General features: G+C 41.5%; 23 protein-coding genes. 10 read left to right on the top strand and 13 right to left on the bottom strand.

Annotation, left to right across the window (positions count from 1 at the left end):
* The first annotated feature begins 189 nt into the window (after positions 1–189).
* Positions 190–3,243 (top strand): L-glutamate gamma-semialdehyde dehydrogenase, encoded by a 3,054-nt coding sequence (gene pruA / locus HWQ41_RS24220; protein ID WP_292768638.1) that lies wholly within the window; start codon positions 190–192, stop codon positions 3,241–3,243.
* A 137-nt stretch (positions 3,244–3,380) separates the two neighbouring features.
* Complete coding sequence (locus HWQ41_RS24215) at positions 3,381–3,827, top strand: GNAT family N-acetyltransferase (RefSeq protein ID WP_292768636.1); 447 nt, start codon at positions 3,381–3,383, stop codon at positions 3,825–3,827.
* Positions 3,828–3,942: 115 nt separating this feature from the next.
* Here HWQ41_RS24215 and HWQ41_RS24210 read toward each other — a convergent pair whose 3' ends face one another.
* Positions 3,943–6,126 (bottom strand): ATP-binding protein, encoded by a 2,184-nt coding sequence (locus HWQ41_RS24210; protein WP_292768634.1) that lies wholly within the window; start codon positions 6,124–6,126, stop codon positions 3,943–3,945.
* A gap of 469 nt (positions 6,127–6,595) precedes the next feature.
* Between HWQ41_RS24210 and HWQ41_RS24205 the strand changes: the two genes are divergently transcribed.
* Complete coding sequence (locus tag HWQ41_RS24205; protein WP_292768631.1) at positions 6,596–7,522, top strand: cobalamin-binding protein; 927 nt, start codon at positions 6,596–6,598, stop codon at positions 7,520–7,522.
* A gap of 205 nt (positions 7,523–7,727) precedes the next feature.
* On the opposite strand, the gene HWQ41_RS24200 is transcribed toward HWQ41_RS24205, so the two are convergent.
* The 3 genes from HWQ41_RS24200 to HWQ41_RS24190 form a co-directional block, all read right to left on the bottom strand.
* Complete coding sequence (locus tag HWQ41_RS24200; RefSeq protein ID WP_292768628.1) at positions 7,728–8,021, bottom strand: TMEM165/GDT1 family protein; 294 nt, start codon at positions 8,019–8,021, stop codon at positions 7,728–7,730.
* 136 nt (positions 8,022–8,157) lie between these two features.
* Entirely contained in the window at positions 8,158–8,586 is a 429-nt protein-coding gene (locus tag HWQ41_RS24195; RefSeq protein ID WP_292768625.1) for a TMEM165/GDT1 family protein, read from the bottom strand.
* A 105-nt stretch (positions 8,587–8,691) separates the two neighbouring features.
* Positions 8,692–9,042, bottom strand: a complete 351-nt coding sequence (locus HWQ41_RS24190) for a YkgJ family cysteine cluster protein (RefSeq protein WP_292768623.1) — start codon at positions 9,040–9,042, stop codon at positions 8,692–8,694.
* Between the two features lie 207 nt (positions 9,043–9,249).
* Between HWQ41_RS24190 and HWQ41_RS24185 the strand changes: the two genes are divergently transcribed.
* Positions 9,250–9,384 carry a photosystem II reaction center protein Ycf12 gene (locus HWQ41_RS24185; RefSeq protein WP_292768620.1) on the top strand — a complete coding sequence of 45 codons (135 nt, stop codon included), beginning with the start codon at positions 9,250–9,252 and terminating at the stop codon, positions 9,382–9,384.
* 131 nt (positions 9,385–9,515) lie between these two features.
* Here the strand turns inward: HWQ41_RS24185 and HWQ41_RS24180 are convergent, their stop codons facing one another.
* From HWQ41_RS24180 to HWQ41_RS24140, 9 genes are all read right to left on the bottom strand, one after another.
* Positions 9,516–11,615, bottom strand: a complete 2,100-nt coding sequence (locus HWQ41_RS24180) for a DHH family phosphoesterase (protein ID WP_292768617.1) — start codon at positions 11,613–11,615, stop codon at positions 9,516–9,518.
* A gap of 82 nt (positions 11,616–11,697) precedes the next feature.
* On the bottom strand, positions 11,698–12,123 hold the full coding sequence (locus HWQ41_RS24175) for a hypothetical protein (protein WP_292768613.1): 426 nt from the start codon (positions 12,121–12,123) through the stop codon (positions 11,698–11,700).
* 115 nt (positions 12,124–12,238) lie between these two features.
* Positions 12,239–12,427 carry a hypothetical protein gene (locus HWQ41_RS24170; RefSeq protein WP_292768610.1) on the bottom strand — a complete coding sequence of 63 codons (189 nt, stop codon included), beginning with the start codon at positions 12,425–12,427 and terminating at the stop codon, positions 12,239–12,241.
* An 8-nt stretch (positions 12,428–12,435) separates the two neighbouring features.
* Entirely contained in the window at positions 12,436–12,687 is a 252-nt protein-coding gene (locus tag HWQ41_RS24165) for a hypothetical protein (RefSeq protein ID WP_292768607.1), read from the bottom strand.
* 199 nt (positions 12,688–12,886) lie between these two features.
* The gene (gene pstB / locus HWQ41_RS24160) at positions 12,887–13,714 is read right to left on the bottom strand and encodes a phosphate ABC transporter ATP-binding protein PstB (RefSeq protein WP_292768604.1); all 828 of its coding nucleotides are present in this window, start codon (positions 13,712–13,714) and stop codon (positions 12,887–12,889) included.
* Between the two features lie 51 nt (positions 13,715–13,765).
* Positions 13,766–14,665 (bottom strand): phosphate ABC transporter permease PstA, encoded by a 900-nt coding sequence (gene pstA / locus HWQ41_RS24155; RefSeq protein WP_292768601.1) that lies wholly within the window; start codon positions 14,663–14,665, stop codon positions 13,766–13,768.
* Between the two features lie 6 nt (positions 14,666–14,671).
* The gene (pstC, locus tag HWQ41_RS24150; protein ID WP_292768598.1) at positions 14,672–15,613 is read right to left on the bottom strand and encodes a phosphate ABC transporter permease subunit PstC; all 942 of its coding nucleotides are present in this window, start codon (positions 15,611–15,613) and stop codon (positions 14,672–14,674) included.
* Between the two features lie 49 nt (positions 15,614–15,662).
* On the bottom strand, positions 15,663–16,664 hold the full coding sequence (locus HWQ41_RS24145; protein ID WP_292768595.1) for a PstS family phosphate ABC transporter substrate-binding protein: 1,002 nt from the start codon (positions 16,662–16,664) through the stop codon (positions 15,663–15,665).
* Between the two features lie 84 nt (positions 16,665–16,748).
* On the bottom strand, positions 16,749–17,906 hold the full coding sequence (locus tag HWQ41_RS24140; RefSeq protein WP_292768592.1) for a sulfate ABC transporter substrate-binding protein: 1,158 nt from the start codon (positions 17,904–17,906) through the stop codon (positions 16,749–16,751).
* Between the two features lie 472 nt (positions 17,907–18,378).
* Here HWQ41_RS24140 and HWQ41_RS24135 point away from each other — a divergent pair, with 472 nt between their 5' ends.
* The 6 genes from HWQ41_RS24135 to HWQ41_RS24110 all read left to right on the top strand — a co-directional run bounded on the left by HWQ41_RS24135 (position 18,379) and on the right by HWQ41_RS24110 (position 22,639).
* Positions 18,379–18,675, top strand: a complete 297-nt coding sequence (locus HWQ41_RS24135) for a DUF433 domain-containing protein (RefSeq protein WP_292768589.1) — start codon at positions 18,379–18,381, stop codon at positions 18,673–18,675.
* A gap of 205 nt (positions 18,676–18,880) precedes the next feature.
* A complete protein-coding gene (locus HWQ41_RS24130) occupies positions 18,881–19,117 on the top strand; it encodes a DUF5615 family PIN-like protein (RefSeq protein WP_292768586.1) in 237 nt (78 codons plus the stop codon).
* 289 nt (positions 19,118–19,406) lie between these two features.
* Entirely contained in the window at positions 19,407–20,975 is a 1,569-nt protein-coding gene (locus HWQ41_RS24125; RefSeq protein WP_292768584.1) for a metallophosphoesterase, read from the top strand.
* A 59-nt stretch (positions 20,976–21,034) separates the two neighbouring features.
* On the top strand, positions 21,035–21,190 hold the full coding sequence (locus HWQ41_RS24120) for a hypothetical protein (RefSeq protein WP_292768581.1): 156 nt from the start codon (positions 21,035–21,037) through the stop codon (positions 21,188–21,190).
* A gap of 696 nt (positions 21,191–21,886) precedes the next feature.
* On the top strand, positions 21,887–22,156 hold the full coding sequence (rpsO, locus tag HWQ41_RS24115; protein WP_041565894.1) for a 30S ribosomal protein S15: 270 nt from the start codon (positions 21,887–21,889) through the stop codon (positions 22,154–22,156).
* A 12-nt stretch (positions 22,157–22,168) separates the two neighbouring features.
* On the top strand, positions 22,169–22,639 hold the full coding sequence (locus tag HWQ41_RS24110) for a PAM68 family protein (RefSeq protein ID WP_292768577.1): 471 nt from the start codon (positions 22,169–22,171) through the stop codon (positions 22,637–22,639).
* Positions 22,640–22,819: the final 180 nt, after the last annotated feature.

The raw sequence follows: 22,819 nt of genomic DNA, 5'->3' as shown, positions 1-22,819 counted from the left end.
AGAAATAGATCAACAAAAGGATAACACTTGTGATTGAATTGGGCATTGGGCATTGGGCATTGATTATTCCCCTCTGCTTCTTCATCTCCCTCATCTCCCCTACTCCCCACTAAATATATGAAAGCGTCAAAATAGAAGACATAGGCTTTGTACAAAAAGCCTTGCCTTGATTAACGGAGTTTATGATCAGTGGTATTACAAGTACAAACAAGCACCTACGAAGCTAAAACCCAAGAAATTGCGAAACAACTTCTTGCAGCAACGCAGGAAAATCGTTCGTTTTTTTCTTCCCTGCGGGATCAAATGCGTTGGGATGATAAATTACTAGCTTGGGCGATGAGTAATCCGGGGTTGCGGGTGCAACTATTTCGCTTTATAGATACGCTACCTGCTTTGCACAGTAAATCAGAAATTGCCTCACATTTACAAGAATATCTCGGAGATGAGTCTGTAGAATTACCGGCAGCTTTGAAGGGAATGCTCAATTTTGCTAACCCCGACTCTATGCCAGGACAAGTTGCTGCTACAACTGTTGGTACTGCGGTTGAGACTCTTGCTCATAAATATATTTCTGGGGAAAATATTAAACAAGTCATCAAAACAGTTGAACGACTGCGAAAAGAGAAAATGGCTTTTACCATTGACTTACTTGGTGAAGCAGTAATTACCGAAGCCGAAGCGCAGTCTTATCTAGAACGCTATCTAGAATTAATGCAACAATTGGTGGAAGCATCGAAGAATTGGGCAGCTATCCCGGCTATTGATGAGGCTGATGGCGAATCAATACCAAAAGTTCAGGTTTCTGTGAAGTTAACCGCCTTTTATTCCCAATTTGACCCATTAGATGCTAAAGGTAGTGAGGAGCGAGTTAGCGATCGCATTCGTATTCTCTTACGTCGTGCCAAAGAATTAGGCGCAGCTGTGCATTTTGATATGGAACAGTATGCCTATAAGGATATCACTCTTAGCATCCTGAAAAAACTGTTACTAGAAGAAGAGTTTCGGCAACGCACAGATATTGGCATGACAATTCAAGCATATCTGCGTGATAGTGAGCAAGATACCAAAGACCTAATTTCTTGGTTGAAACAACGCGGTTATCCCCTGACAATCCGCTTGGTGAAAGGCGCATATTGGGATCAGGAAACTATCAAAGCAGCCCAAAAGCATTGGCCACAGCCAGTTTACAACGAGAAAGCGGCAAGTGATGCTAACTTTGAAACCATCACTCAATTATTGCTAGAAAATCATCAATATGTGTATTCTGCCATTGGTAGCCATAATGTGCGATCGCACTCTCGCGCCATTGCCATCGCTGAAAGTTTAAATGTCCCTCGCCGTCGCTTTGAATTACAAGTTCTCTACGGTATGGGTGATAAAGTTGCCAAGGCATTGGTTGACAGGGGTTATCGGGTGAGAGTTTACTGTCCTTACGGTGAATTATTACCTGGAATGGCGTATTTAATTCGGCGGTTGTTGGAAAATACGGCTAATAGTTCTTTTTTACGGCAAAATCTCGAAAATCGACCGATTGAGGAATTATTAGCGCCGCCGATTGTCAAAGAGGAGAACGTACAGACGCGATTAATGAGCCAGCGCGTTGCGGGGGTTCCCCCCGTTGTAGCGACTGGCGTCGCGTCTCTCCAAAGTAGAGACGCGATTAATCGCGTCTCTCATTTCCTTGGTGCTGCTGATACCGATTATGCGGTGGAAGAGATGACAAGAAAATCTGCTCAAGCTTTCCAAAACGTTCGCCAACAGTTGGGTAAAACTTATTTACCGCTGATTAATGGCGAGTATGTTAATACGCCCGAATTTGTTGATTCTCTGAATCCTTCTAATTTCAGTGAGGTAGTTGGTAAAGTTGGGTTGATTAGCGTTGAACAGGCGGAACAGGCGATGCAAGCTGCCAAAGCGGCATTTCCTGGGTGGAAGAAAACACCAGCTAAACAACGCGCTGATATTTTGCGGAAAGCGGGTGATTTGATGGAACTCCGCCGCGCTGAACTTTCAGTTTGGATAGTTTTGGAAGTTGGGAAACCAGTTAAGGAAGCTGATGGAGAGGTTTCTGAAGCGATAGACTTCTGTCGGTACTACGCTGACGAGATAGAGCGGTTGGATAAAGGTGTAAATTACGACATTATTGGTGAAACTAATCGTTATATTTACCAGCCACGAGGTATTGCTGTGGTAATTTCTCCCTGGAATTTCCCGCTAGCGATCGCTTGTGGAATGACTGTTGCAGCTTTAGTTTCAGGCAACTGTACTCTCCTGAAACCTGCGGAAACATCTTCTGTGATTGCAGCGAAACTCACAGAAATCTTGGTAGATGCTGGTTTTCCTAAAGGTGTATTTCAATACGTACCTGGTAAGGGTTCCCAAGTCGGCGCTTATTTGGTAAATCATCCAGATACTCATGTAATTGCTTTTACGGGTTCCCAGGAAGTAGGCTGTAGAATTTACGCAGAAGCAGCAACGCTGAAACCTGGACAGAAGCACATGAAACGGGTGATTGCGGAAATGGGCGGCAAAAATGCGATCATTGTCGATGAAAGTGCTGATTTAGACCAAGCCGTTGTGGGAGTAGTGCAGTCGGCATTTGGTTATAGCGGCCAGAAATGTTCTGCCGCCTCCAGGGTGATTGTGCTGCAACCGATTTATGATACCTTTGTGCAACGGTTAGTGGAAGCGACAAAATCCTTGAACATTGGGGAAGCAGAGTTACCGAGTACACAAGTTGGGCCGGTAATTGATGCTAATGCCCGCGATCGCATCCGGGAGTATATTGAGAAGGGTAAGGCAGAAGCAGAAGTAGCGTTGGAATTACCAGCAACCGAACAAGGATATTTTATCGGCCCAGTGATCTTTAGTGAAGTATCGCCAAATGCGGTAATTTCCCAGCAAGAAATTTTTGGGCCTGTGCTGGCGGTAATTCGGGTGAAAGATTTCCAGGAAGCCTTAGCAGTCGCCAACGGTACAAATTACGCCTTAACTGGCGGACTTTATTCTAGAACGCCTTCGCACATTCAGCAAGCGCAGACAGAGTTTGAAGTTGGGAATTTGTACATTAACCGCAATATTACCGGAGCGATCGTTGGACGGCAACCCTTTGGTGGATTCAAACTTTCTGGAGTAGGTTCTAAAGCAGGCGGCCCTGATTACCTCCTACAATTCCTGGAACCACGCGCAGTCACAGAAAATATTCAGCGCCAAGGTTTTGCACCAATTGAAGGCGCAGATTAAAACAGGTAAGGTGGGCAGCATTGCCCACCTTTTTTGTTATTAAACTACCAATAAACAATTCAAAATTCAAAATGTCATGTAAACTCAAGTTTACTAAATTAAACTGCAAATAAATTAAAGAATATAAATAAAGCTTTATGACCAATTTAGTTATAAAAATTGCTGAACTGCCTAAAGAATTTCCAGCAATTCGAGCAATTAGGATAGCAGTATTTCAGGAAGAACAAGGGGTAGACTCCGCTTTAGAATTTGATGGCAAAGATGAAATATCTGATCATCTAATTGCTTATTTCAATGAGGAAGTTGTGGGTACTGCCAGAATTAGATATTTAGATGATAAAACTGCCAAAATAGAAAGGCTTGCTGTTTTGTCTACAGCTAGAGGGAAGGGGATTGGTAAGAAAATTATGGAAAATGCCCTACAAGTGATAGCTAACAAAAATATTCTAGAAGTAGTGATTCATGCTCAAGAATATGTGAAAGATTTATACAAAAAATTGGATTTTGTAGAAGAAGGAGAAATATTTGAAGAAGCCAGTATTCCCCATGTGAAAATGAGAAAAAAATTCTCACAGTCAAAGTAAAAATATATAGTATATTTTTTCACTAATATCATGTCCACCTAATCACTTGCGATCTGACAACTAATCAGCCGGATATGATAGAATTGGTCATGAAAAAATGTATTTTTATGACCAATTAACTCAAATATCGCATCAGTACTGACTCTAGCTGGACTATCCGAATTGGTTTTACAAGATAGTCATTAGCATTACCTGGCAGCATGGTAATTTCCTCTTCTAAAGGTTCGCTTAAGGTCATCATTACAATCGGCAAATCTTCCCAAGAAGGCTGTTGTCTAAGAACATTCAGCAAATTCAAGATGCTAACATCCCTGATTAACTGGAAATCAAAAAAAACTAAATCCGGTTGGAGGTTTTGCACCTGTTTCAAAAAGTCGTTACCATTATCTATCCACTTAACTTGGTAGCCAATTGTGTGGAGATAATCTTGCAACACTGTGGCAGTGTTTTCCTCTTCTTCCACAAGCAAAATAGTTTTATTTGTGGAGATGGCAGGGGAAGAGGAGAACAAGGTAAAATCTGCTCCCTCATCTCCCGAATACACTGAATTTGGTAGAAACAGAGTGAACTGACTACCCTTTCCCAAAGTCGATGTAAAGGTCACATCTCCACCATGCAAACGCGCTAATTTGCGTGTTAAAGCTAAACCCAAACCAGTGCCTTCATACTGGCGATTTAACTGACTGTCAAGCTGTTGAAACGGTTCAAATAGAAATTGAAACTGATTTGAATCTATACCAATTCCAGTATCTGAAACTGTAAAGGTTATCCCTTGCGGTACTTTTTTGACTACCAGCGATACCTGACCGGCTGGGGTGAATTTAATGGCATTAGTCAACAGGTTGAGTAGCATTTGCTTGATGCGCCGCTCATCAGCAATACAAATATCCGCTTCTAGGTCAATTTCATGTGTGAGTTGCAATCCCTTTTCTAAAGCGCGATCGCGCACTGTCCAGATGGCATAATTACATAAATCTGACACTAGCAAAGATGAGAGTAACAGTTCCTCTTTGCCTGCTTCTACCTTAGATAAATCAAGGATATCGTTAATCAGTGCTAGCAGATGTTCACCACTACTATATATAGAATTTACATATTCGTTCTGCTTTTCATTGAGTGAGCCAACTATTTCTTGTTGCAGTAATTGTGACAAACCCATAATCGCATTGAGAGGCGTCCGTAACTCATGGCTCATGGTTGCTAAAAATTCACTTTTTGCCCGATTGGCGGCTTCTGCTGCTTCTTGAGAGGCACGCAGTTTCAACTCTGTTTGCTTGCGTTTAGTAATGTCCTCAATCATCGCTAGAAAAAACTCAGGTTCACCATTGCTGTCTGGTATAACAGAAACAGAGATATGAGTCCAAACTAAGTTACCATCTTGATGCAAACAGCGTCTTTCCATCTCAATGCGATGTCTATCGACAAGCTGTTCCTGATGTTCAGAGGGTTGGAAGCCCACCCTCGAAGTTCTCTTTAAGTCTGTGCGAATTCTTGACATCAGTTGTTTGTAAAGTTTTAAATCCCCCCTTTCTGTGGAAATGTAATCTGTAAAGCGCTTGCCGTATACTTCTTCTCGGCTGTATCCTAAAATCTCGCACAGTACCAGATTAGTATCGACTATCTGTGCTTTCATATCTATAAGTCCAATGCCGATAGAGGAACGCTCAAAAATCGCCCGGAATTGCGCCTCACTCTGTCGCAGTGCTTCCTGCACGACGTTTCGCTCGCTCGCTTCTATAGCCAGCGTCACGAAATCTGCAATCGAGCCAGCAAAAGTTTCTTCTTCCAAAGTCCATTGGCGACCTTCGCCTATGTGTTCGTGACAGACTACGCCTACCAAGCGACCCTCTACCCAAATCGGTGCATCCAGCAGGGATGTGATGCCCAAAACTGAAAGATAAGACTCGGATAATTCTTGGGTTCTTATATCGTTTTTAGCATCATGTGCGGCAATGCTACGTTCCTCTTCTAAAGCCTGGAAATAAGCCGGATAATTTGTTTTTAAAAGCGACTTACCAAAGGTATGCTCCTTAGTACTCAGATTATATAAATCGATGCATTCAATTTTTGAACGTTCTTTATTATATAACCACACCCCAACTCGCTCCACTAAGAGCGTCCGAGCAGCAGTTTCTGTGATTTCCCTTAACACAGCGTTAAGATTGCCTTGCTGAAATGTCTTGCTCCTTGCCAGTTGCAGCAGCTTCTGACTTTGTTTTTGCCGACCATTTTCTCTAATTTGCAAAGCCTCTTGGGCCTGCTTCTGCTCTGTAATATCTCTAGCCGACAGCACCTGCATTAGTTGCCCTCAAGAAGAAATAATTTTGCCTTACAGTTCTACGGAAAAAGTAAAACCGTCTTTGTATAACTACAATTACTTGATATGGTTTTTCATAACCGGAAAGTATATTTTTTTACTCAAATCTGATGATTCTGGATAACGAGTTCCAAGCTAGATTTTGCTAATCACTTTTATTACATCATGCCAGCAATTTATGCCAGGGTATAATTAGCATTTCAAATAATTCCACTATCAAGTAATTCTACTATGAAGTAGTATAGTATTTTGAATTGGGGGACTCTTAAAATTTGGTGTGGGACTCCAACGATCGCAGACTCGCCCACAAAAATCTTTTTGCGTAAGTCTTAAGTCAATTTATTGCTTAGTGTTGACTACCAAAACAGCCTTGATTCTCCTAGAGAAAGATGTCTAAAGACTTAAATTTTGCCAAAATTAAGCTAAAGGCAGCTTTTGTGGAGGTGGAGCGATGACGGATAGTAATCTAAGAATTGTTTCTCTGATTCCCGGTGGAACAGAGATTTTAGCGGCACTAGGGTTGGTTGATGCTATTGTGGGGCGATCGCACGAATGCGATTACCCTCCAGAAATCCAAAACCGCCCCATTTGTACCCAAGCACGTTTAAATTCCAATGCCTCCAGTAGCGAAATTAACGATGAGGTGAACAATTTATTGCAATCTGCTCTCAGTATTTATGAAATCAAAACAGATGTTTTAGAGCAGTTGCAGCCTACCCACATTCTCACTCAAGACCAGTGCGATGTTTGTGCTGTCAGCTTACACGAAGTTGAAAAGGCAGTTGCCACACTCATTGACAGTAAACCTCAGATTATTTCTTTACAACCCAATACTCTCCACGATGTTTGGGCTGACATTGAGCGAGTCGGCAACATCTTTGGCGTAGACTCGGTAAACATCTTAGAAAATTTAGAAGCTCGCGTCAAAATTTGTCAGCACAGAATCCAAGGACTTTCTTTAAATGAAGTGCCTACTGTCACCTGCATTGAGTGGACTGATCCTTTGATGGTCGCCGCCAACTGGATTCCTGAATTAGTTAATTTAGCAGGAGGACACTCTCTATTTTGTGTTACAGGTCAGTCTTCTCCGATCTTGCCGTGGGAAACACTATTAACAACTAATCCCGATGTAATTGCTTTTATGCCTTGTGGGTTTGATTTAAATCGCACTCGCCAAGAAGCCAATTTGTTAACTCAACATTTAGACTGGGAAAAACTGCACGCTACCCAAGCTGGTAGGGTCTACATCACTGATGGTAATTCTTACTTCAATCGTCCAGGGCCGCGACTGGTAGATTCTCTAGAAATTTTGGCAGAAATTTTGCATCCAGAAATTTTTCAATACGGCTACAAAGGAACCGGTTGGGAACCTTTATAAGGACTGACAAGAAATAAATTATCCATCTTGTTGTGGGGTTGGCAGGAAAGCCCGCCCTGAATATGGGATGGGTGTTCGCGTAGCGGCACGTAGTGCGGACACCCATCCCACAATAAAATTTGGGATGTTTTTTTATTTGTCAGTCCCTAATGTCTGGTTTCAAAATTTATCTGAATGTGCAAACTAGGTGATTTGGTTATGATGTTTATTCAGAATCTGCCGATGGTTCCTTGTTAAATAACAGCAAACGTGCAGCGAGGATGGCAAATCCCATAGCAGCGATCGCTTTTAACAAGCGTGTAGGTAATAATTCGGCTACTGCACCCCCTGCTAATGCTCCCAACAGGCTTGTTAACAGCAATGCGCCTGCTGCGCCAAAAAATACTGCACGCCCAGAATTACAACGCCCTGAAAGTGCGATCGCTGCTAGCTGACTTTTGTCACCCAATTCTGATAAAAAAACTGTAATAAAGCTCAGTCCTAAAAGATGCCAATCCATATGATTAAGGGGGAGAAATCAATTCAAAATTCAAAATCAAGACTGGGAGAGATGTAGATTTAGCTTCTTGCAAGGGGGAGATGAGGGAAAATAACTACTAACTGCTAACTTCTAATTCCTAACTTCTAACTCCTAACTAACCTTGGAATACATCCCAAAACAGCATTACGGAAATCACCAACAACATCACCCCTGCTGATTTTTCTACAGTTTTCGGGCTGAGTCGGCTGGCTATCCAACTACCTAAAAGTACACCTAATAAGCTGGTGGTTATCAGCGCCGCCGCAGATCCGATAAATACCACCCACGGCGAATGAGATTCTGCACTCATTAACAGGGTAGATAGCTGGGTTTTATCTCCAATTTCTGCTAGAAAAATAGTTACAAAAGTTGTACCAAAAACTACTAGCGCTGATTGCTGCTTTTGAGGACTACCGACAACTACAGGCTCAACTGGCTGGGCGATCGCAGGAGTTAAGTTCAAATCAGTCCTGTCTTTCAGTTCTAGCTCGATCTCAGTCTGAGATATGCCAGAAATATCCAAAGATGCAGAGTCAAGTTTCACAAGCAGTAGTGTAGTTTTGTTGCTAGGTTGTTTTCATAATTCTATCATTTTCTCAGATTCTTGTAATAAATTGCAACCCTATAGACAAAAAGAAGCGGTGGAGTGTCAAAGCCCAACAGCTTTATTGAAGCGTAGTATTTCCAAACTGCGATCGCCATATACTCCCTCTATTTGCTGGCGACAGCAGTCAATAGCAAAATCGTTGACTTCTTCTGGCTCAACCCCATACATATCTTGAAACACTTCTGATTCCACACGGCAGAAGCGAGGACGATTTGAGTAGATGCGACATTCTCGCGTGGTATGGTCGAAATTAACGCACCATCCGTCTTCGCCTACCATACTGAGGTAGAGTTCTAGTTCTGGTGGTGAGAGATAGTCTTCCAAATCTGGACGCTCTGCTGGATCAAGATTACAGCAGGCTCCACATTGCTTTACACATTGCCAAGTTGACATTTTGGATTAGGTATTAGGGACTGGGGATTTAGGGATTGGGGATTGAGAAAAATTTTTCCCAGTCCCCCTATTTTACATTTTTATATCTTTTCTTATAATTTTGTTAAGTAAATTAAATCTAACAGGCCATAGCCAGATATAATCGATTGCGGGTTTTGTAACTAAGTTATTGAATTTTTCAAGACTATTGGCAGGAGAAGAGGAAAAATGTTTGACACTTTGTTTAACGCTTTTACCAGTATCAATTGGGAAGTTATTTTCCAATTGTTGTCCGTGGCGCTAATCGTGATTGCTGGCCCAGCAGTAATCTTTGTGCTGGCATTTCGCAACGGCAACCTATAAGATTGGTGAGTGCTGATTGAGAGTTAGGAGTGAGGAATTAAATTTTATTCTCAACTCATACTCATAAATCAGCACTCACAGTGTCACAGTTACAAGTGATAAGTTAATTAAGAACTCCTAACTTCTAACTCCTAACTCTTAACTGATAACGCCTGAAGAGCAGCTTGGATAATATTGTCATATTGTGGTTGAGAGATATCAACTTCTTTGGCGTTTTGACGATTAGTGCCTAGCAAACCAATTATATGTCCTGGCTGCATCGCTAAGACTTTGCCTTCAGAATTTTTAATTCTTAATTCTGCTTGAATACCGTTTTTATAGAAACCACAAGTGAAATGTCGCTGGTTGTACTCAAAGGTGGTGCTTGACGGAATAGGTGGCGAAGCAAAAAATTGTTGAAGCTGAATTGGCAGTCTGACACCGATTAATTCTAGCTCAATGGTGGTGTTACCGTTAAAGTAATTTTCTCGCAGTTTGTAAGCGAGATCCACTCGTGGTGGTAAGCGGAAATAGTCGCCCCAACGCCAAGCGATCGCTTTGATTTTATACTCCTGATTATCGACAGTTTGGGCAATTGTCAGTTTAATGTGACCCTTGCCAACAATTTTTTGCTCAACCACTTGGACATTAGGTGTCCAGAAAACTGGATCGGGGTTGTCCATACCGCAGGGGTGTAGAGCATTAAGCTGTTGATAAAGCTGCTGATTGATATGATTGAGGTTGACTTCGGCATCAATTTTGAGCAGAGGCTTGAGATGCTGGGGTTCAAGACACTGGTTAGCAAACTCAATTAAACGCGATCGCACCATCTGTAAATTCTCTGCGGGTAGAGAGAATCCCCCGGCTGCTTTGTGTCCACCAAATTTGCCTAGTAAATCGTGACAATATTCCAAAGCTTCAAACACATGAAACTCTGGAATTGAGCGTGCAGAACCGCGTATATGTTGCTCATCCTCATAAGTACCGATAAATACGGGAACACCGTAACGTTCCACCAAGCGGGAGGCGACAATCCCAATAACGCCATGATGCCAATTGGGTTGAACAACAATTAATACACGGTCTTGCTGTAGAGATGCAACAAATTCTGTCTCTACATAAGCGATCGCTTCTTGTTCAATTTGCTCACACATTAACTGGCGACTAGTATTAGTTTGTTCGCACTGCATTGCGAGTTCCAGCGCCACCCCCATATCATCTGTAGTCAGCAATTCAATCACAGTCTGGGGATTACCAAGCCGCCCAATAGCATTAATTCGCGGCCCCAGGCGAAAACCGATATCTTCAGGCTTTAGTGATTTTGGATTTTGGATTTTGGATTTTGGATTTTGAAGTTTTTCTTCATCTCCTCCTGCTCTCTCATTTTCCCTCGTCTGGACGCCACCTACCTGAATTAATGCCCGCACCCCAGGTAAATTGGATTTGGGTAAATGCTGTAAACCACGTTTCACCCAACGGCGATTTACGCCAGTTAAGGGAGCTAAATCTGCGATCGTTCCCAGTGTAAATAGTGCTAGCATCGGCTGGATCAACCCCTTAGTCTCCCCTAGCTGTTGTGCTAGAGACACTGCTAAAATGTAGGCAACGCCAACACCAGCAACACCCCGATAAGGTGAGGATTCAGCTATTAGTTTGGGGTTGAGGATAGCGTTAGCTGGCGGTAATTTTTGGGGGATATCGTGGTGATCGGTGATAATCACTGCTAGACCAAGTTCTCTAGCTCTAGCAACTGGTTCAAACGCAGAGATGCCATTATCTACAGTCAGAATTAGCCCTACACCTTCGCCGTGAAATTCTTCAACTATGCGTTTATTAATGCCATAGCCTTCGTGCATCCGACTGGGGATAGCATAATCTACCTGTGCGCCTAAAGTGCGGAGACTACGTAAAAGTAGAGCAGTGCTGGTCATCCCATCAGCATCGTAGTCACCACAAATAGCAATTTTAGTTTGAGAAGCGATCGCATTTTGCAATAACTCCAAACTAATCGCCAAATCTGGGAAATCTTCCAACGGCGAAGGTAAGACTAAAGACTCTGGATTTAAAAATGCTTGTACCTGTTCTGGTGTTTCCATACCCCGATTAATCAACAACTGGCTGACAATGGGTGAAAGATTTGTCAAAGCTGCCAGATTTTGGGCAAATTCTGGTTTTTGTGGATAAATTTGCCAGCGCTGATCGGGTAAGCGCCTGCGAGGCTTTGAGAGTTCAGATACAGGTCGGTCTAGCACAATATAAAGTTAGAAGTTTTCAGTTATGAGTGTTGAATTGAAACTTGTTTCTTAACTCATAACTAATAACATTATTTGCGATCTAAAACACGTTTATCCTACCATCATCCATAATATATAACGAGCGATCGCCCGAAGAACGCAAAGTCGGACGGAGTTCCAGCCGCAATGTACCAAAGTTAGGTTTCGAGACAATTGCTTGTAGTGATAAACCTGTTTCGCTCCAAAATATCAGAGATGTATTTGGTTCTGTACCCTCTATTTGTTCTAAATTTAATTTCTGCCCTGGATTCAAGGATATTGCATCAGTCCCAGAGGGTTTTTGGATTTTAATCAGGTTCGGTGTGCTATTTATAACTTCAACTCGGATGTATTGCCCAGGTGTAAACTGAATTGGGTGCGAACCACACTTAGAAGCACAAGTTCGAGCTAAGGTAGCACTGGGATTATTGATTGATGCAACTAGAATGGTAGCTCCAACTAAAGCAAATGACAGAGGCTTAAACATAATACACAATATAAGTACTAAACTGAAATTTTACTTCAATTAATTACTGTCAAGCCTCAGTATATTTTCCAGAATTACTTTGGTAATTCTCAGTTAGTGAACTACTAATTACGAATTATTTTTTATAAACATCTCCTCTCGCACCAATGGCGTAAATTTCGATGTCTTTGGAATCAATATCGACTGTAAAAATAATTCTGTTTTTACCTATACGTAGTCTGTAAAATCCCTCCCAATCACCTTTCATCTTTTTGATATCTAGTTCTGTAAACGGGATAATGCCTTGGTCTTCGACAGCAATCACAATTTATTTTATTTGCTCCCGAATATTTTCGACATCTTATCGCTTTTTTGCGAAATTTTATTGCCATATCTTACCCAATCGGTCAGATCAATTACTTCATCCTCAGCATCATCTGAAGGTACACCAAACTCGGCTTCAAGTTCGCGTTGCTCATCATCACTTATGTAAGGAATAAGAATTTGGCAGAGGCGAAGTCTTTCTTCTTGCAAAACTTCACGCATAGTTTCTTTAATCAATGCTTTTAATTCTTGAATTTCCACTACTGTATATCTTTTATTCATGGTTAGATATATGTATTTTACCTAGTCTCAGCTTGTACGGGGGAATTTGTAGACAGAAAAATCAGTTCCCTCCTCTTGTTTAAGGAGAGATTAATCCAGGTTTTTAGACCAAAACTGGATTACTGCAAATAGTTACTGAACTTGGCTTTTACCTTTCCCCCTCCGGTGTGATGTCTCTTTAACCGAAACGTCCACTGATATAATCTTCAGCTTCTTTGGTTTGAGGAGAACTGAACATTTGGGCTGTAGGATTAAACTCAACTAATTTTCCGCGACGTTTGCCATGCTCGTCAATTTCTGTATTGAAGAAAGCGGTGAAATCTGCCACTCTAGAAGCTTGCTGCATATTGTGAGTCACCATAATGATGGTGTATTGCTCCTTGAGTTCTAAGCAGAGTTCTTCTACTTGGCGGCTAGAAATTGGGTCGAGAGCAGAACATGGTTCATCCATCAATAATACATCTGGCTTCATGGCGATCGCACGGGCTATGCAAAGCCGTTGCTGTTGTCCGCCAGACAATGCAGTTCCCTTCTCTTTAAGTTTATCCTTGACTTCATCCCAGATAGCAGCGCGTCTGAGAGAATCTTCCACCAATTCATCAACGTTACCTTTATAACCGTTAGCACGCGGGCCAAAGGAAATATTTTCGTATATTGACTTAGGAAAAGGATTCGGTCTTTGAAAAACCATTCCGACTTGTCGTCTTAATTTTACAGAATTTATCTTAGGATCGTAAATGTTGCGATCGCGGTAATTCAGTCTACCTTCAACCTTAGCTCCTGGAATTAAATCATTCATGCGGTTGAAGCAACGCAGTAAGGTACTTTTACCACATCCTGAAGGCCCAATAAAAGCAATAATTTGTTTTTCAGGAATCTTTAGGTAGACATCTAAAAGTGCCAGAAATCCTCCATAGAAAACTTTCACACCTTCAACATTAAATACGCCCTTCTCTTGGTCGATTATGGCACTATCTGATTGACTTCTACTATTGCTATAAGTCATTTGGCTGAACTCCTAATATCTGTGAATATATCTAATTAGATATTTAATTACCTAATTTATTGAGAAGCGTTGTCGAATATAAATTGCTACACCATTTAAAACTAAAATCAAGAGTAACAACGCAATAATTGTCGCTGCTGCTGCACTAGCAAAACCCGGTTCAGGACGAGTTATATAACTGTAAATTTGAATGGGTAATGCCATAAACCTCTGAAATAAACCAGGGTTAAAGGTGAGAAAACCCACAGCACCTACAACAATCAGAGAGGCTGCATCACCAATAGCGCGGGATACAGAGATAATCACCCCCGTCAAAATACCAGGAACAGCATAGGGTATGACATGATTGCTGATAGTTCGCCATTTGGTGACACCTAATCCGTAAGAAGCATTTCTCAAGGAATCCGGGACGGCGCGAATTGCTTCTCTAGCTGTCACAATAATTACTGGCAAAGACAACAAAGATAAAGTCAACGCTCCAGAAATCAAAGCGGGGCCAAACCCAAGCAAATAATTGAAAACTCCTAAACCCAGCAATCCATAGACAATAGAAGGCACACCCGCCAGATTACTGATATTAATTTCAATAATCGCTGTCCACCAAGCTTTAGGTGCGTACTCTTCTAGATATAAAGCTGCTCCAACACCAATGGGGACAGTGACGAAAATTACAACAGATCCCAAAAGAATGCTGCTGATAATCGCAGGACGAATACCACCTTGGTCAGGAAAACGAGAAGGAGTTTCCGTGAGAAAGCCGGGTGACAAAAATCTGCCTAATCCGTCTCGAAAAATATCAAAAAGTAGCAATGCTAGGATAAATAAACCAATCAGCAATCCTAACAAAAAAAGTCCTTCAAATACTTTCCCTAATGTCTCCCTACTCTCAACATTATCGGTAAATTCTGCCGCAGAATCTAGAGAATCATCTTGTTGATAACTTGTAGCCATATCTATTTAGTCGTATTTTTCTTTAAAGCGATTAGCAATCCAGTAACTAACAATATTCAAAGCAAGGGTAAGTAGAAACAGAACAGCGCCTACAGCATATAATGTCTTGAAATTCAGACTACCACGCGGACTATCTCCCCCAGAAATTTGTGCCATATAGGCTGTCATTGTTTCTACTGATTCCGCAAAATTAACAGTTAGTCTTGGTTGTTGTCCGGCGGCAATGAGGACTGTCATTGTTTCACCCACAGCGCGAGAAATACCCAATATAATTGAAGCGATGATTCCAGAAAGCGCGGCTGGTAGAACTACTTTAAAAATGGTTTCCAGTTTAGTGATACCTAAAGCATAAGATCCTTCTCGCAAAGAGCGTGGAACTGCTCGAATAGCATCTAAGCTGATAGAACCAACAGTAGGAGTAATCATTACCCCCATCATTAACCCTGCACTCAAAGCGTTGAATATTTCCAGAGGGATAAAATTCCGCAGCAATGGTGTAAGGAACAACAGCGCAAAGTAACCATATACTACTGTAGGTATTCCCGCTAAAAGTTCCACTGCTGGACGTAAAATTGCTGCTACTTTGGGTTGGGCATACTCACTTAAATAAATCGCAGAAGATAAACCTAGAGGAATAGCAACTGCCATTGCAATAGCTGTAGTCAAGAAAGTGCCATTAATCAACGGCCAAACACCAAAATGTCTATTGGCAAATAACGGTGTCCATTTAGTATCAAGAAAGAATTGGGCAAAGGAAACTTCTTGGAAAAAACCGAATGTCTCCTGAAAGATAATTACGACAATACCAAAGGTAGTCAAAACCGAGACTAAAGCGCAAGCAAATAAAATCGCCGCAACAATCTTCTCTGAGATATCTTCAGATGCATTTTTCTCTAGTGACTGTCTGGATAATAGATAAGGATCGTCTTGAAAATTGGTATTTTGCATAAACAGTTAAGTTTTAACTACACTCAGACTACAATGCCTAAGACTTAATTTAAATAAAGTTTGTGATCGGTTCACCTGGTTTTGCTTTTTTAAACTTTGTCCCAGTTTCACCAGTAGCAAATTTTTGTTTGACTTTGACGTAAGCTTCATCAGGTAATGCTACATAACCAACACTATCTACCCACTTCCAAGAATTTTCTAGATAAAAATTCACAAATTCTTTTACTGCTGGCTTAGTATCTAAGGATTTTTTACTGACATAGATGAACAGAGGACGAGACAAAGGTGTATAGATATTTTTAATTACATTATCCACTGGAACTGGTTTTTCACACTTCCCTTTAAGACTTTCTACAGCAACTAGATTGAGTTTATCTTGATTTTGAATGTAGTAAGATATCCCTACATAAGCCAAAGCTGATACATCACCTGACACTCCTTGTACGAGAAGGTTTTGATTCTGAGTGGCAGTGTAGTCTGTACGGCCATTCTTGGCTTTACCAGTCACCGCTTGAGTCATATAATCGAATGTTCCCGTATCAGAAGATGGTGCATACAGCTTCAGCTTTTGGTTAGGAAACTTGGGATTAACTTGATTCCATGTCAAGATTTTGCCGTCTGATTTGCCACCCCAAATCGTACCCAGTTCCTTAATAGTTAGACATTTGGCGAAGTTATTTTTACGGTTAGCAATCACAGCGATGCCATCTAAAGCTATAGGCAACTCGACAAATTCAATATTCTTGCTTTTACATTTTTTGATTTCTTCATCTCTAATGGTACGAGAAGCACCAGCTATATCAAGATCGCCATTACAAAATTTACTGAAACCACCACCAGTACCGCTTGAGGCAACGCTTACTTTCGCTTCAGGTTTGACTTTACCGTATTCTTCTGCAACTGCTAAAGAAATAGGAAAACCTACAGCTGCACCATCAATACTCACCTGACTTTTCTTTTCCTCATTACTGCTACAAGCAGTGATACTGCTGGCAATAATCATTAAAAATGTCAGGAAAATACTATTCTTAAATCTGCGACGAAAGCTCATAAATTATCAATTGAGATGAAGTTACTGTGAATTGCTTATGCTTGCCTATCTGCAAGTAGAGAATCCTGCATTAGAAAAAAGATATCATGCTTTCTTCGCAGCTTGCACTTTGTCAAAAATTGCTCCATCTGCAAAAAACTTTTTCTGGATAATATCCCAGCCACCTAAATCTTGAGATGTGAATAAAGTTTGAATTGGGGGATGTTGTGATGCGACTTCTTGGGTAACGGTGGGGTTAACAGGACGATATTGTAATTTTGCAAATTCCCGTTGAGCTTCTGTGGAGTAAAGAAAATCAACAAATGCTTGTGCAACTTCTCTTGTACGGTGTTTATCAACGTTTTTATCGACTACTGCAACAGGATTATCAATAGAAATATTGACTTGGGGTATAATATAAGGCAACTTCGTGCCATTTTTCCCGCTCAAAATTACCTCGTTTTCGTAGTTAATTAAGACATCTCCTTCACCTTTTTGGAAGAATAAATCGCTTGCTTCACGGGCATCTTTTGTCAGAATAGGGGTGTTTTTATAAACTTTGGTGACATAATCTAATGCCTTCGTATCATCACCGCCTGTCAGACTGACCGAACCCCAAAAAGCCAAGAATTCCCAGATAGCAATACCAGAAGTTTTTGGGTTAGCCGCAATTACTTTCACGCCATCTTTTGCTAAGTCTGCCCAAGTATTGATACCTTTGGGATTGCCTTCGCGCGTGACGATCGCAGCAACCGATCTACTAACAATACCACTTCTCGGTGATTTTATTTCCCAACCTGATTTAATTAAACCCGCTTGCTGAATTTTGTTGACATCCAGGGGAAGTGCCAAATGTACTATATCTGCTTCTTGCGAACCTGCAATGACAGCAGCCGTTTGAGCTACAGAACCTCCATAACTTTGCTCAAATGTGACGTTTTGGTTGTGTTCTTGCTTCCACTTTTCGACAAATTTGGGAATTATCTGGTCATGAGCTGCTTTGGTGACAGAGAAAGAAACGAGTTTTAGCTTGACATCACCCTTGGTAGCTGAACTACTTCCAGAGCAGGAGGCAACTGCTACACTCAAAAAAGTACCGATGAGAAACAGACTCACAAAGCTTTGCACACTGCGTCCATTCAACCAACTTCTAATTGTGTGTTGATACCAAAGCTGTATGGACTGCAAAGCTTTCACAGCATAAACTTGCATCCCTTCAATTAGAAATTTACCCACTTGTGTTGGTTGTTGCGACTCGCTCATCAGAATTCACCCCTAAATCTACGGTATTTCTAGGCGAATACCGTAATTATAAGGATTATAGGATATATAGAATAATATTTATCATCTGGCTTTAATTTTTTTTACTTAGTGAGTAGTTGATGGTCGAAAGTAGCAAATAAATCTGAATTTATCAAGGCATTTGAAAAATACGGCTTGTTTCTACTGTGAAGCGAAAAAATTCGGTAATATCAATACATATAGTTGCCAAAAAATATGTGATGAGTAATACCAAATAGTCAACTTAACGTTAAAAGGGCGATTAGAAACCGCAACTACACGCAATACAGTTCGGTTAAATACTTGTAAGGCAGTAAAAGCTTGAGCGGTTACTTGGGGTGGTTCTCTATGATATTGTTCAACGTAGGCTTTACGAAATGCAGATTTAATCAGCTTAGTAGCAATACAAGCCCATACAATAATAGTTAGTGTAAGACATTTGGGAGAAGAAGTTTTGGCGACTATTACCGATATCGGTACACTAATCACAAGAAATCCTAAACTGCGTGCGGGTCGTCCTATTATCGCGGGGACAGGTACATCAGTCCGTCGCATAGCTGCTTTATATAAACAAGGTGACAACGCAGAAGAAATTGCAGCTGATCTGGATCATCTAACCTTAGTACAGATTTATGCAGCACTAACCTACTATCACGCGAACCGAGAGGAAATTGAGGCTGATTTAGCATCAGAACAAGCAGAGTATGAACGATTAGCAGCACTACACGCAAAGAAAGTTCAGATTCAATAAGGAATAAGAATTAAATAACATCCAATTTATGTCCCTGGCTTACCTCACCCTCAATCCCTCTCCGATATATTGGAGAGGGAAGCTAGAGACAGAATGAAGTTTTGCATTTTATTTAATCCACGTTCCTAATGAGCAATATTCGTTTGTACCTAGATGAGGATGCAGTCATAAGCTTTATTCAGCTTTACGCGCTCGTAGTGTAGATGTGATTACTGTTGCTGAAGCGGGAATGCTATCTCGGAGTGACGAAGAACAATTGAATTGGGCATTAGAGAATCAGCGAGTAATTTACAGCTTTAATCTTAAGGATTTTTATCAGTTGCATACGACTTTGTTGGAACGTGGAGAGTTCCATGCAGGAATTATTTTGGCACAGCCAGGTTACTCCGTAGGCGAACAAATGCGCCGCTTGCTAAAGTTAATTGCGCCTAAACCAGCATAAAATATGCAGAATCAAGTGGAATTTTTGAGTAGTTGGGGTGATTCATAAGATTGTCCAAGTGCGATCGCCCTTTATTATCTCGCTTAGTTGTTTAAATGTAGACCGTTTCGGCTTGAAGGTAGACTACTTATGTTTGTAATACATTTATGAGTAGTAAATTTGACGCTAAAGTGCAAAGGCACTAAGAGAAACTTTGTGTTTAGCAGTGTCTAGAAACGAGATTTAAAATAAAACCCTTATTATCTCGTTACAATCGGCATGTGCGTTAGGCATTCAAGAGTTATCAGCCATGAAATTGATTTCCGATCCACCGATTCCTGTAAAAATTCAAAAGATGAAGGAACGGGTGCGGTGGATGCATCCAAGTTTTGTGCAACGGGGAATTGACCAAACCAGCATGGTGATTGACGATCGCAGGCAGGATAGTCCAGAATTTTCGTTTATGGTTATCGGTGATTCCGGCACGAAATCCCATTCTCGACACCACCCCCAACGAAAAGTTGCCGAATTGATGCTGACTCACCACGATGATTGCAGTTTTGTGTTGCATACAGGCGATGTAATTTATGTGGTGGGTTCCCAAGAATATTACTCGACAAACTTTATTGAGCCTTACCGCGAATTTCTTGTCGGTGGCGACAACCCGAAAGGCATTCTTTACGATCGCATGGTGTTTAATCTGCCATTCTTGCCAGTACTTGGTAATCATGATTACTACGATGTGCCGTTGATGTACCGTTTATTTACTGGAACAACATCGTCACTACGTCGCCTGTTGCGCTACAAAGATATCGAGATTGGCTGGCATGGATCGTATCAAGGTAATGCCTATGCACGGGCGTTTTTGGATTATACAGGGGCGATCGCTTCCCCAGAATTAGAACGTCATTTAGATCAACACTATACTGCTAAGACTGACACAGGGCGCTGTTTGCGTTACGAACCTGGACATTTTACCCGCTTACCCAATCGTTATTACACTTTCCGTTACGGCGGGATTGATTTTTTCGCTTTAGATTCTAATACCTTTAATACACCATCACCCCTACCTGCAACTCAAGAGGGGGAAATTTACCGCCGGGAATTGCAAAAGCGTCGCCAGGAAATAGATCAAGAAGAATTGCAGATTTTGGGAATATGCGATGAACTCAACCCAGATAAACCCACCGACGCAGAACAACTTGATGAGCTTAGTGCTAAATTAGACCAAATAAATGAGATCAAAATCGACATTGAAAAACAATTGGCATCTGAGAAAATGCCTGCGATCGACTTTGAACAACTTGAATGGTTGCGAAGCAGACTAATCGAATCTTGGAACACTTCCCAGGTGCGCGGACGTGTAATCTTTTTCCACCATCCACCCTACGTCACAGAAGCTACTAAGTGGGATCAGGCACAAACCTTGGCGATTCGCCACCGCTTGCGCTGGGTGTTTGAACAAGTCGCACAAACTCTTGGTTCTCTAATTAAAGAGCGTCCCATAGTCGATTTGATTTTAAATGGTCACGCTCACTGTTTCGAGCATCTTTGCACAACTGATACCGGATTTGCTGACTCCCACATTAACTGTATTATCTCTGGTGGTAGTGGTCATCGTCCCCGCTATCAACGGCGAGAGGGGACTGAATTGATGGAAACTTTTGCGGAAATTGCAGGTAAACCCACTCGAAAAGTTGCAGATTCAATGCTTTTTGTGGGTCGTCATGATTACAATCTCCAGAACCGACTGCCTTACTCATGTGTGCGGATTGATGTTCTGGATGGTAGCCCACCCAAGTTTATCATTAGACCACTGATCGCGGAACGTGTTGAAGATGAGTGGTATAATAGCGAACTTGAACCATTTGTGATTTAAACGGGATGCAACAATTCCCAAACCAGTTTCAGATATCATTCTGAAACTGATGGCGAAAAATGCAGAGGATCGCTTTTATCTCTGGTAAATTTGATCAATTTCAGCGCAATATTCCCTACAGCGCGATCGCGGCTGCCCTGCAAAAAATGAAGCGAACGCACTACGCGATCGCCTTTAGCTGGATCAAGAAGTTTTGGGAATCGCTTCCCAAATAGACATCTGGTGAAATTAATTATGCGTTGCCCGAAATCCTTGGTAGGCACAATTCATGAATTGTGCCTACGCCATTTTCACTCCTATGTCTAATTTTCAACTTGCAGTTACCCACCGGGAAGGCTAGCTTAAATCGCAACGTGAATAGTGAAATATCATCAGGAAAGACATTAACAATTCAAAATTCAAAATGACGCTCGCAGACTCGCTCTAAGCGAAGCTATGCCGAAGGCTTTACGCTACGCTAACAAAATTCAAAATTAAAGACATTTTCAGACTCTTATTTAAACCGCGACTGAAAATAACGCTACCTGTATTGTTGGGGTCTTAAACCCTTTGATTTACGATAACCCTTGGTGTCTTATTGGGTAATGCATTCTCACCCTGACGTTGAGACTATAATTGAAGCGCAACAAAATTTACAAAACTTAATAGCGTCCATAAATTCCTGTGAACATCGCAATAGCAGGATTCCGGCAGGTATAGCATTGTGAAGCGGTTGCAGCTGCAAATACAATTAGTTATGGATTATATTCACCGCGTCTACTACCAGAAGATACTGGAGTCTGGCTCCTGACTTACTTAGTCTCCTAAAGTGCAAGTCGTAGCAGTAAAGATGATTCCACATCCAGCTTGAGGGCTGTGATATTATGGGAGACTGCTGCATACATTTAGAAAAACTAGAAATTGAATCGATCATGGCTCTGACGCAACTGCGGAAACAAGAAATAATTTCCAACTACCAAGTTCACGAAACCGACACTGGTTCGGCCGATGTCCAAGTTGCCATGCTAACTGAGCGCATTAACCGCCTCAGCGAACATCTTCAGGCAAATAAAAAAGACCATTCTTCCCGGCGGGGACTGTTGAAGCTAATTGGTCAGCGCAAGCGTCTTCTAGCCTATATATCGCAGGAAAGTCGGGAAAAGTATCAAGCTTTGATTGCTCGCCTCGGTATTCGTGGATAGGGACTACCGCTTATGTCTGCTGAAGAATCTGAACGCAGTCGCTTGCCCTTTGAACCAAACAAAAAGCGCCAAAAACCCGCAAAAAGTCAAAGTAAACCAGCAGCACAGTCACAAGAATCTGGCAAACAGGCTGATAGAAGGACGCGTTACACCAAAAAAGAGATGACTATTCCCCAAGTAGTCAGCCAGCGGATGATCCGACGGGTAGCTGGGTTCTGTGGTGTACCAACAGCTTTGGGCATTAGCACCCTAGTTGTCAGCTATCTGCTTGCTATCTACTCCGACATCCAACTACCTCCCATCGCCGTGTTATTGGTGAACATGGGATTATTTGGTTTGGGAGTCTTAGGGATAACTTATGGCGTTCTCTCTGCCTCTTGGGATGAAGAAAGAGTCGGAAGTTTGCTGGGTTTGGGTGAGTTCAACACCAATTGGGGACGAATGGTGGCAGTTTGGCGCGAAACTCGGCAAAAAAACTCTTAATGAACGGCGCTCAGGTATTACGTAACTGCGATATTGGGTAAATGAAGAAGTGAATGTTGAAGTTGAAATTTTATAACTTCAACATTACTAATTAAAATTATCTAATCCTTTTTATACCCCATATCCAGTTATTTAGTAGTAAAACTACTGACTGAGCGCTATGTTTTGTCTATTTATTTT

The sequence above is a fragment of the Nostoc sp. NOS(2021) genome (assembly GCF_017115025.1).
GTDB lineage: Bacteria > Cyanobacteriota > Cyanobacteriia > Cyanobacteriales > Nostocaceae > Nostoc.
Note: the sequence above shows the minus strand (reverse complement) of the source record. Positions and strands in the feature narration are given on the sequence as shown.

Bases quoted from the DNA above. Each gene is read 5' to 3' on its own strand.
- HWQ41_RS24215 (WP_292768636.1), top strand. From the start codon at position 3,381: ATGACCAATTTAGTTATAAAAATTGCTGAACTGCCTAAAGAATTTCCA.
- HWQ41_RS24210 (WP_292768634.1), bottom strand. From the start codon at position 6,126: ATGCAGGTGCTGTCGGCTAGAGATATTACAGAGCAGAAGCAGGCCCAA.
- HWQ41_RS24205 (WP_292768631.1), top strand. From the start codon at position 6,596: ATGACGGATAGTAATCTAAGAATTGTTTCTCTGATTCCCGGTGGAACA.
- HWQ41_RS24200 (WP_292768628.1), bottom strand. From the start codon at position 8,021: ATGGATTGGCATCTTTTAGGACTGAGCTTTATTACAGTTTTTTTATCA.
- HWQ41_RS24190 (WP_292768623.1), bottom strand. From the start codon at position 9,042: ATGTCAACTTGGCAATGTGTAAAGCAATGTGGAGCCTGCTGTAATCTT.
- HWQ41_RS24185 (WP_292768620.1), top strand. From the start codon at position 9,250: ATGTTTGACACTTTGTTTAACGCTTTTACCAGTATCAATTGGGAAGTT.
- HWQ41_RS24175 (WP_292768613.1), bottom strand. From the start codon at position 12,123: ATGTTTAAGCCTCTGTCATTTGCTTTAGTTGGAGCTACCATTCTAGTT.
- pstB (WP_292768604.1), bottom strand. From the start codon at position 13,714: ATGACTTATAGCAATAGTAGAAGTCAATCAGATAGTGCCATAATCGAC.
- pstA (WP_292768601.1), bottom strand. From the start codon at position 14,665: ATGGCTACAAGTTATCAACAAGATGATTCTCTAGATTCTGCGGCAGAA.
- pstC (WP_292768598.1), bottom strand. From the start codon at position 15,613: ATGCAAAATACCAATTTTCAAGACGATCCTTATCTATTATCCAGACAG.
- HWQ41_RS24145 (WP_292768595.1), bottom strand. From the start codon at position 16,664: ATGAGCTTTCGTCGCAGATTTAAGAATAGTATTTTCCTGACATTTTTA.
- HWQ41_RS24140 (WP_292768592.1), bottom strand. From the start codon at position 17,906: ATGAGCGAGTCGCAACAACCAACACAAGTGGGTAAATTTCTAATTGAA.
- HWQ41_RS24125 (WP_292768584.1), top strand. From the start codon at position 19,407: ATGAAATTGATTTCCGATCCACCGATTCCTGTAAAAATTCAAAAGATG.
- HWQ41_RS24120 (WP_292768581.1), top strand. From the start codon at position 21,035: ATGCAGAGGATCGCTTTTATCTCTGGTAAATTTGATCAATTTCAGCGC.
- rpsO (WP_041565894.1), top strand. From the start codon at position 21,887: ATGGCTCTGACGCAACTGCGGAAACAAGAAATAATTTCCAACTACCAA.
- HWQ41_RS24110 (WP_292768577.1), top strand. From the start codon at position 22,169: ATGTCTGCTGAAGAATCTGAACGCAGTCGCTTGCCCTTTGAACCAAAC.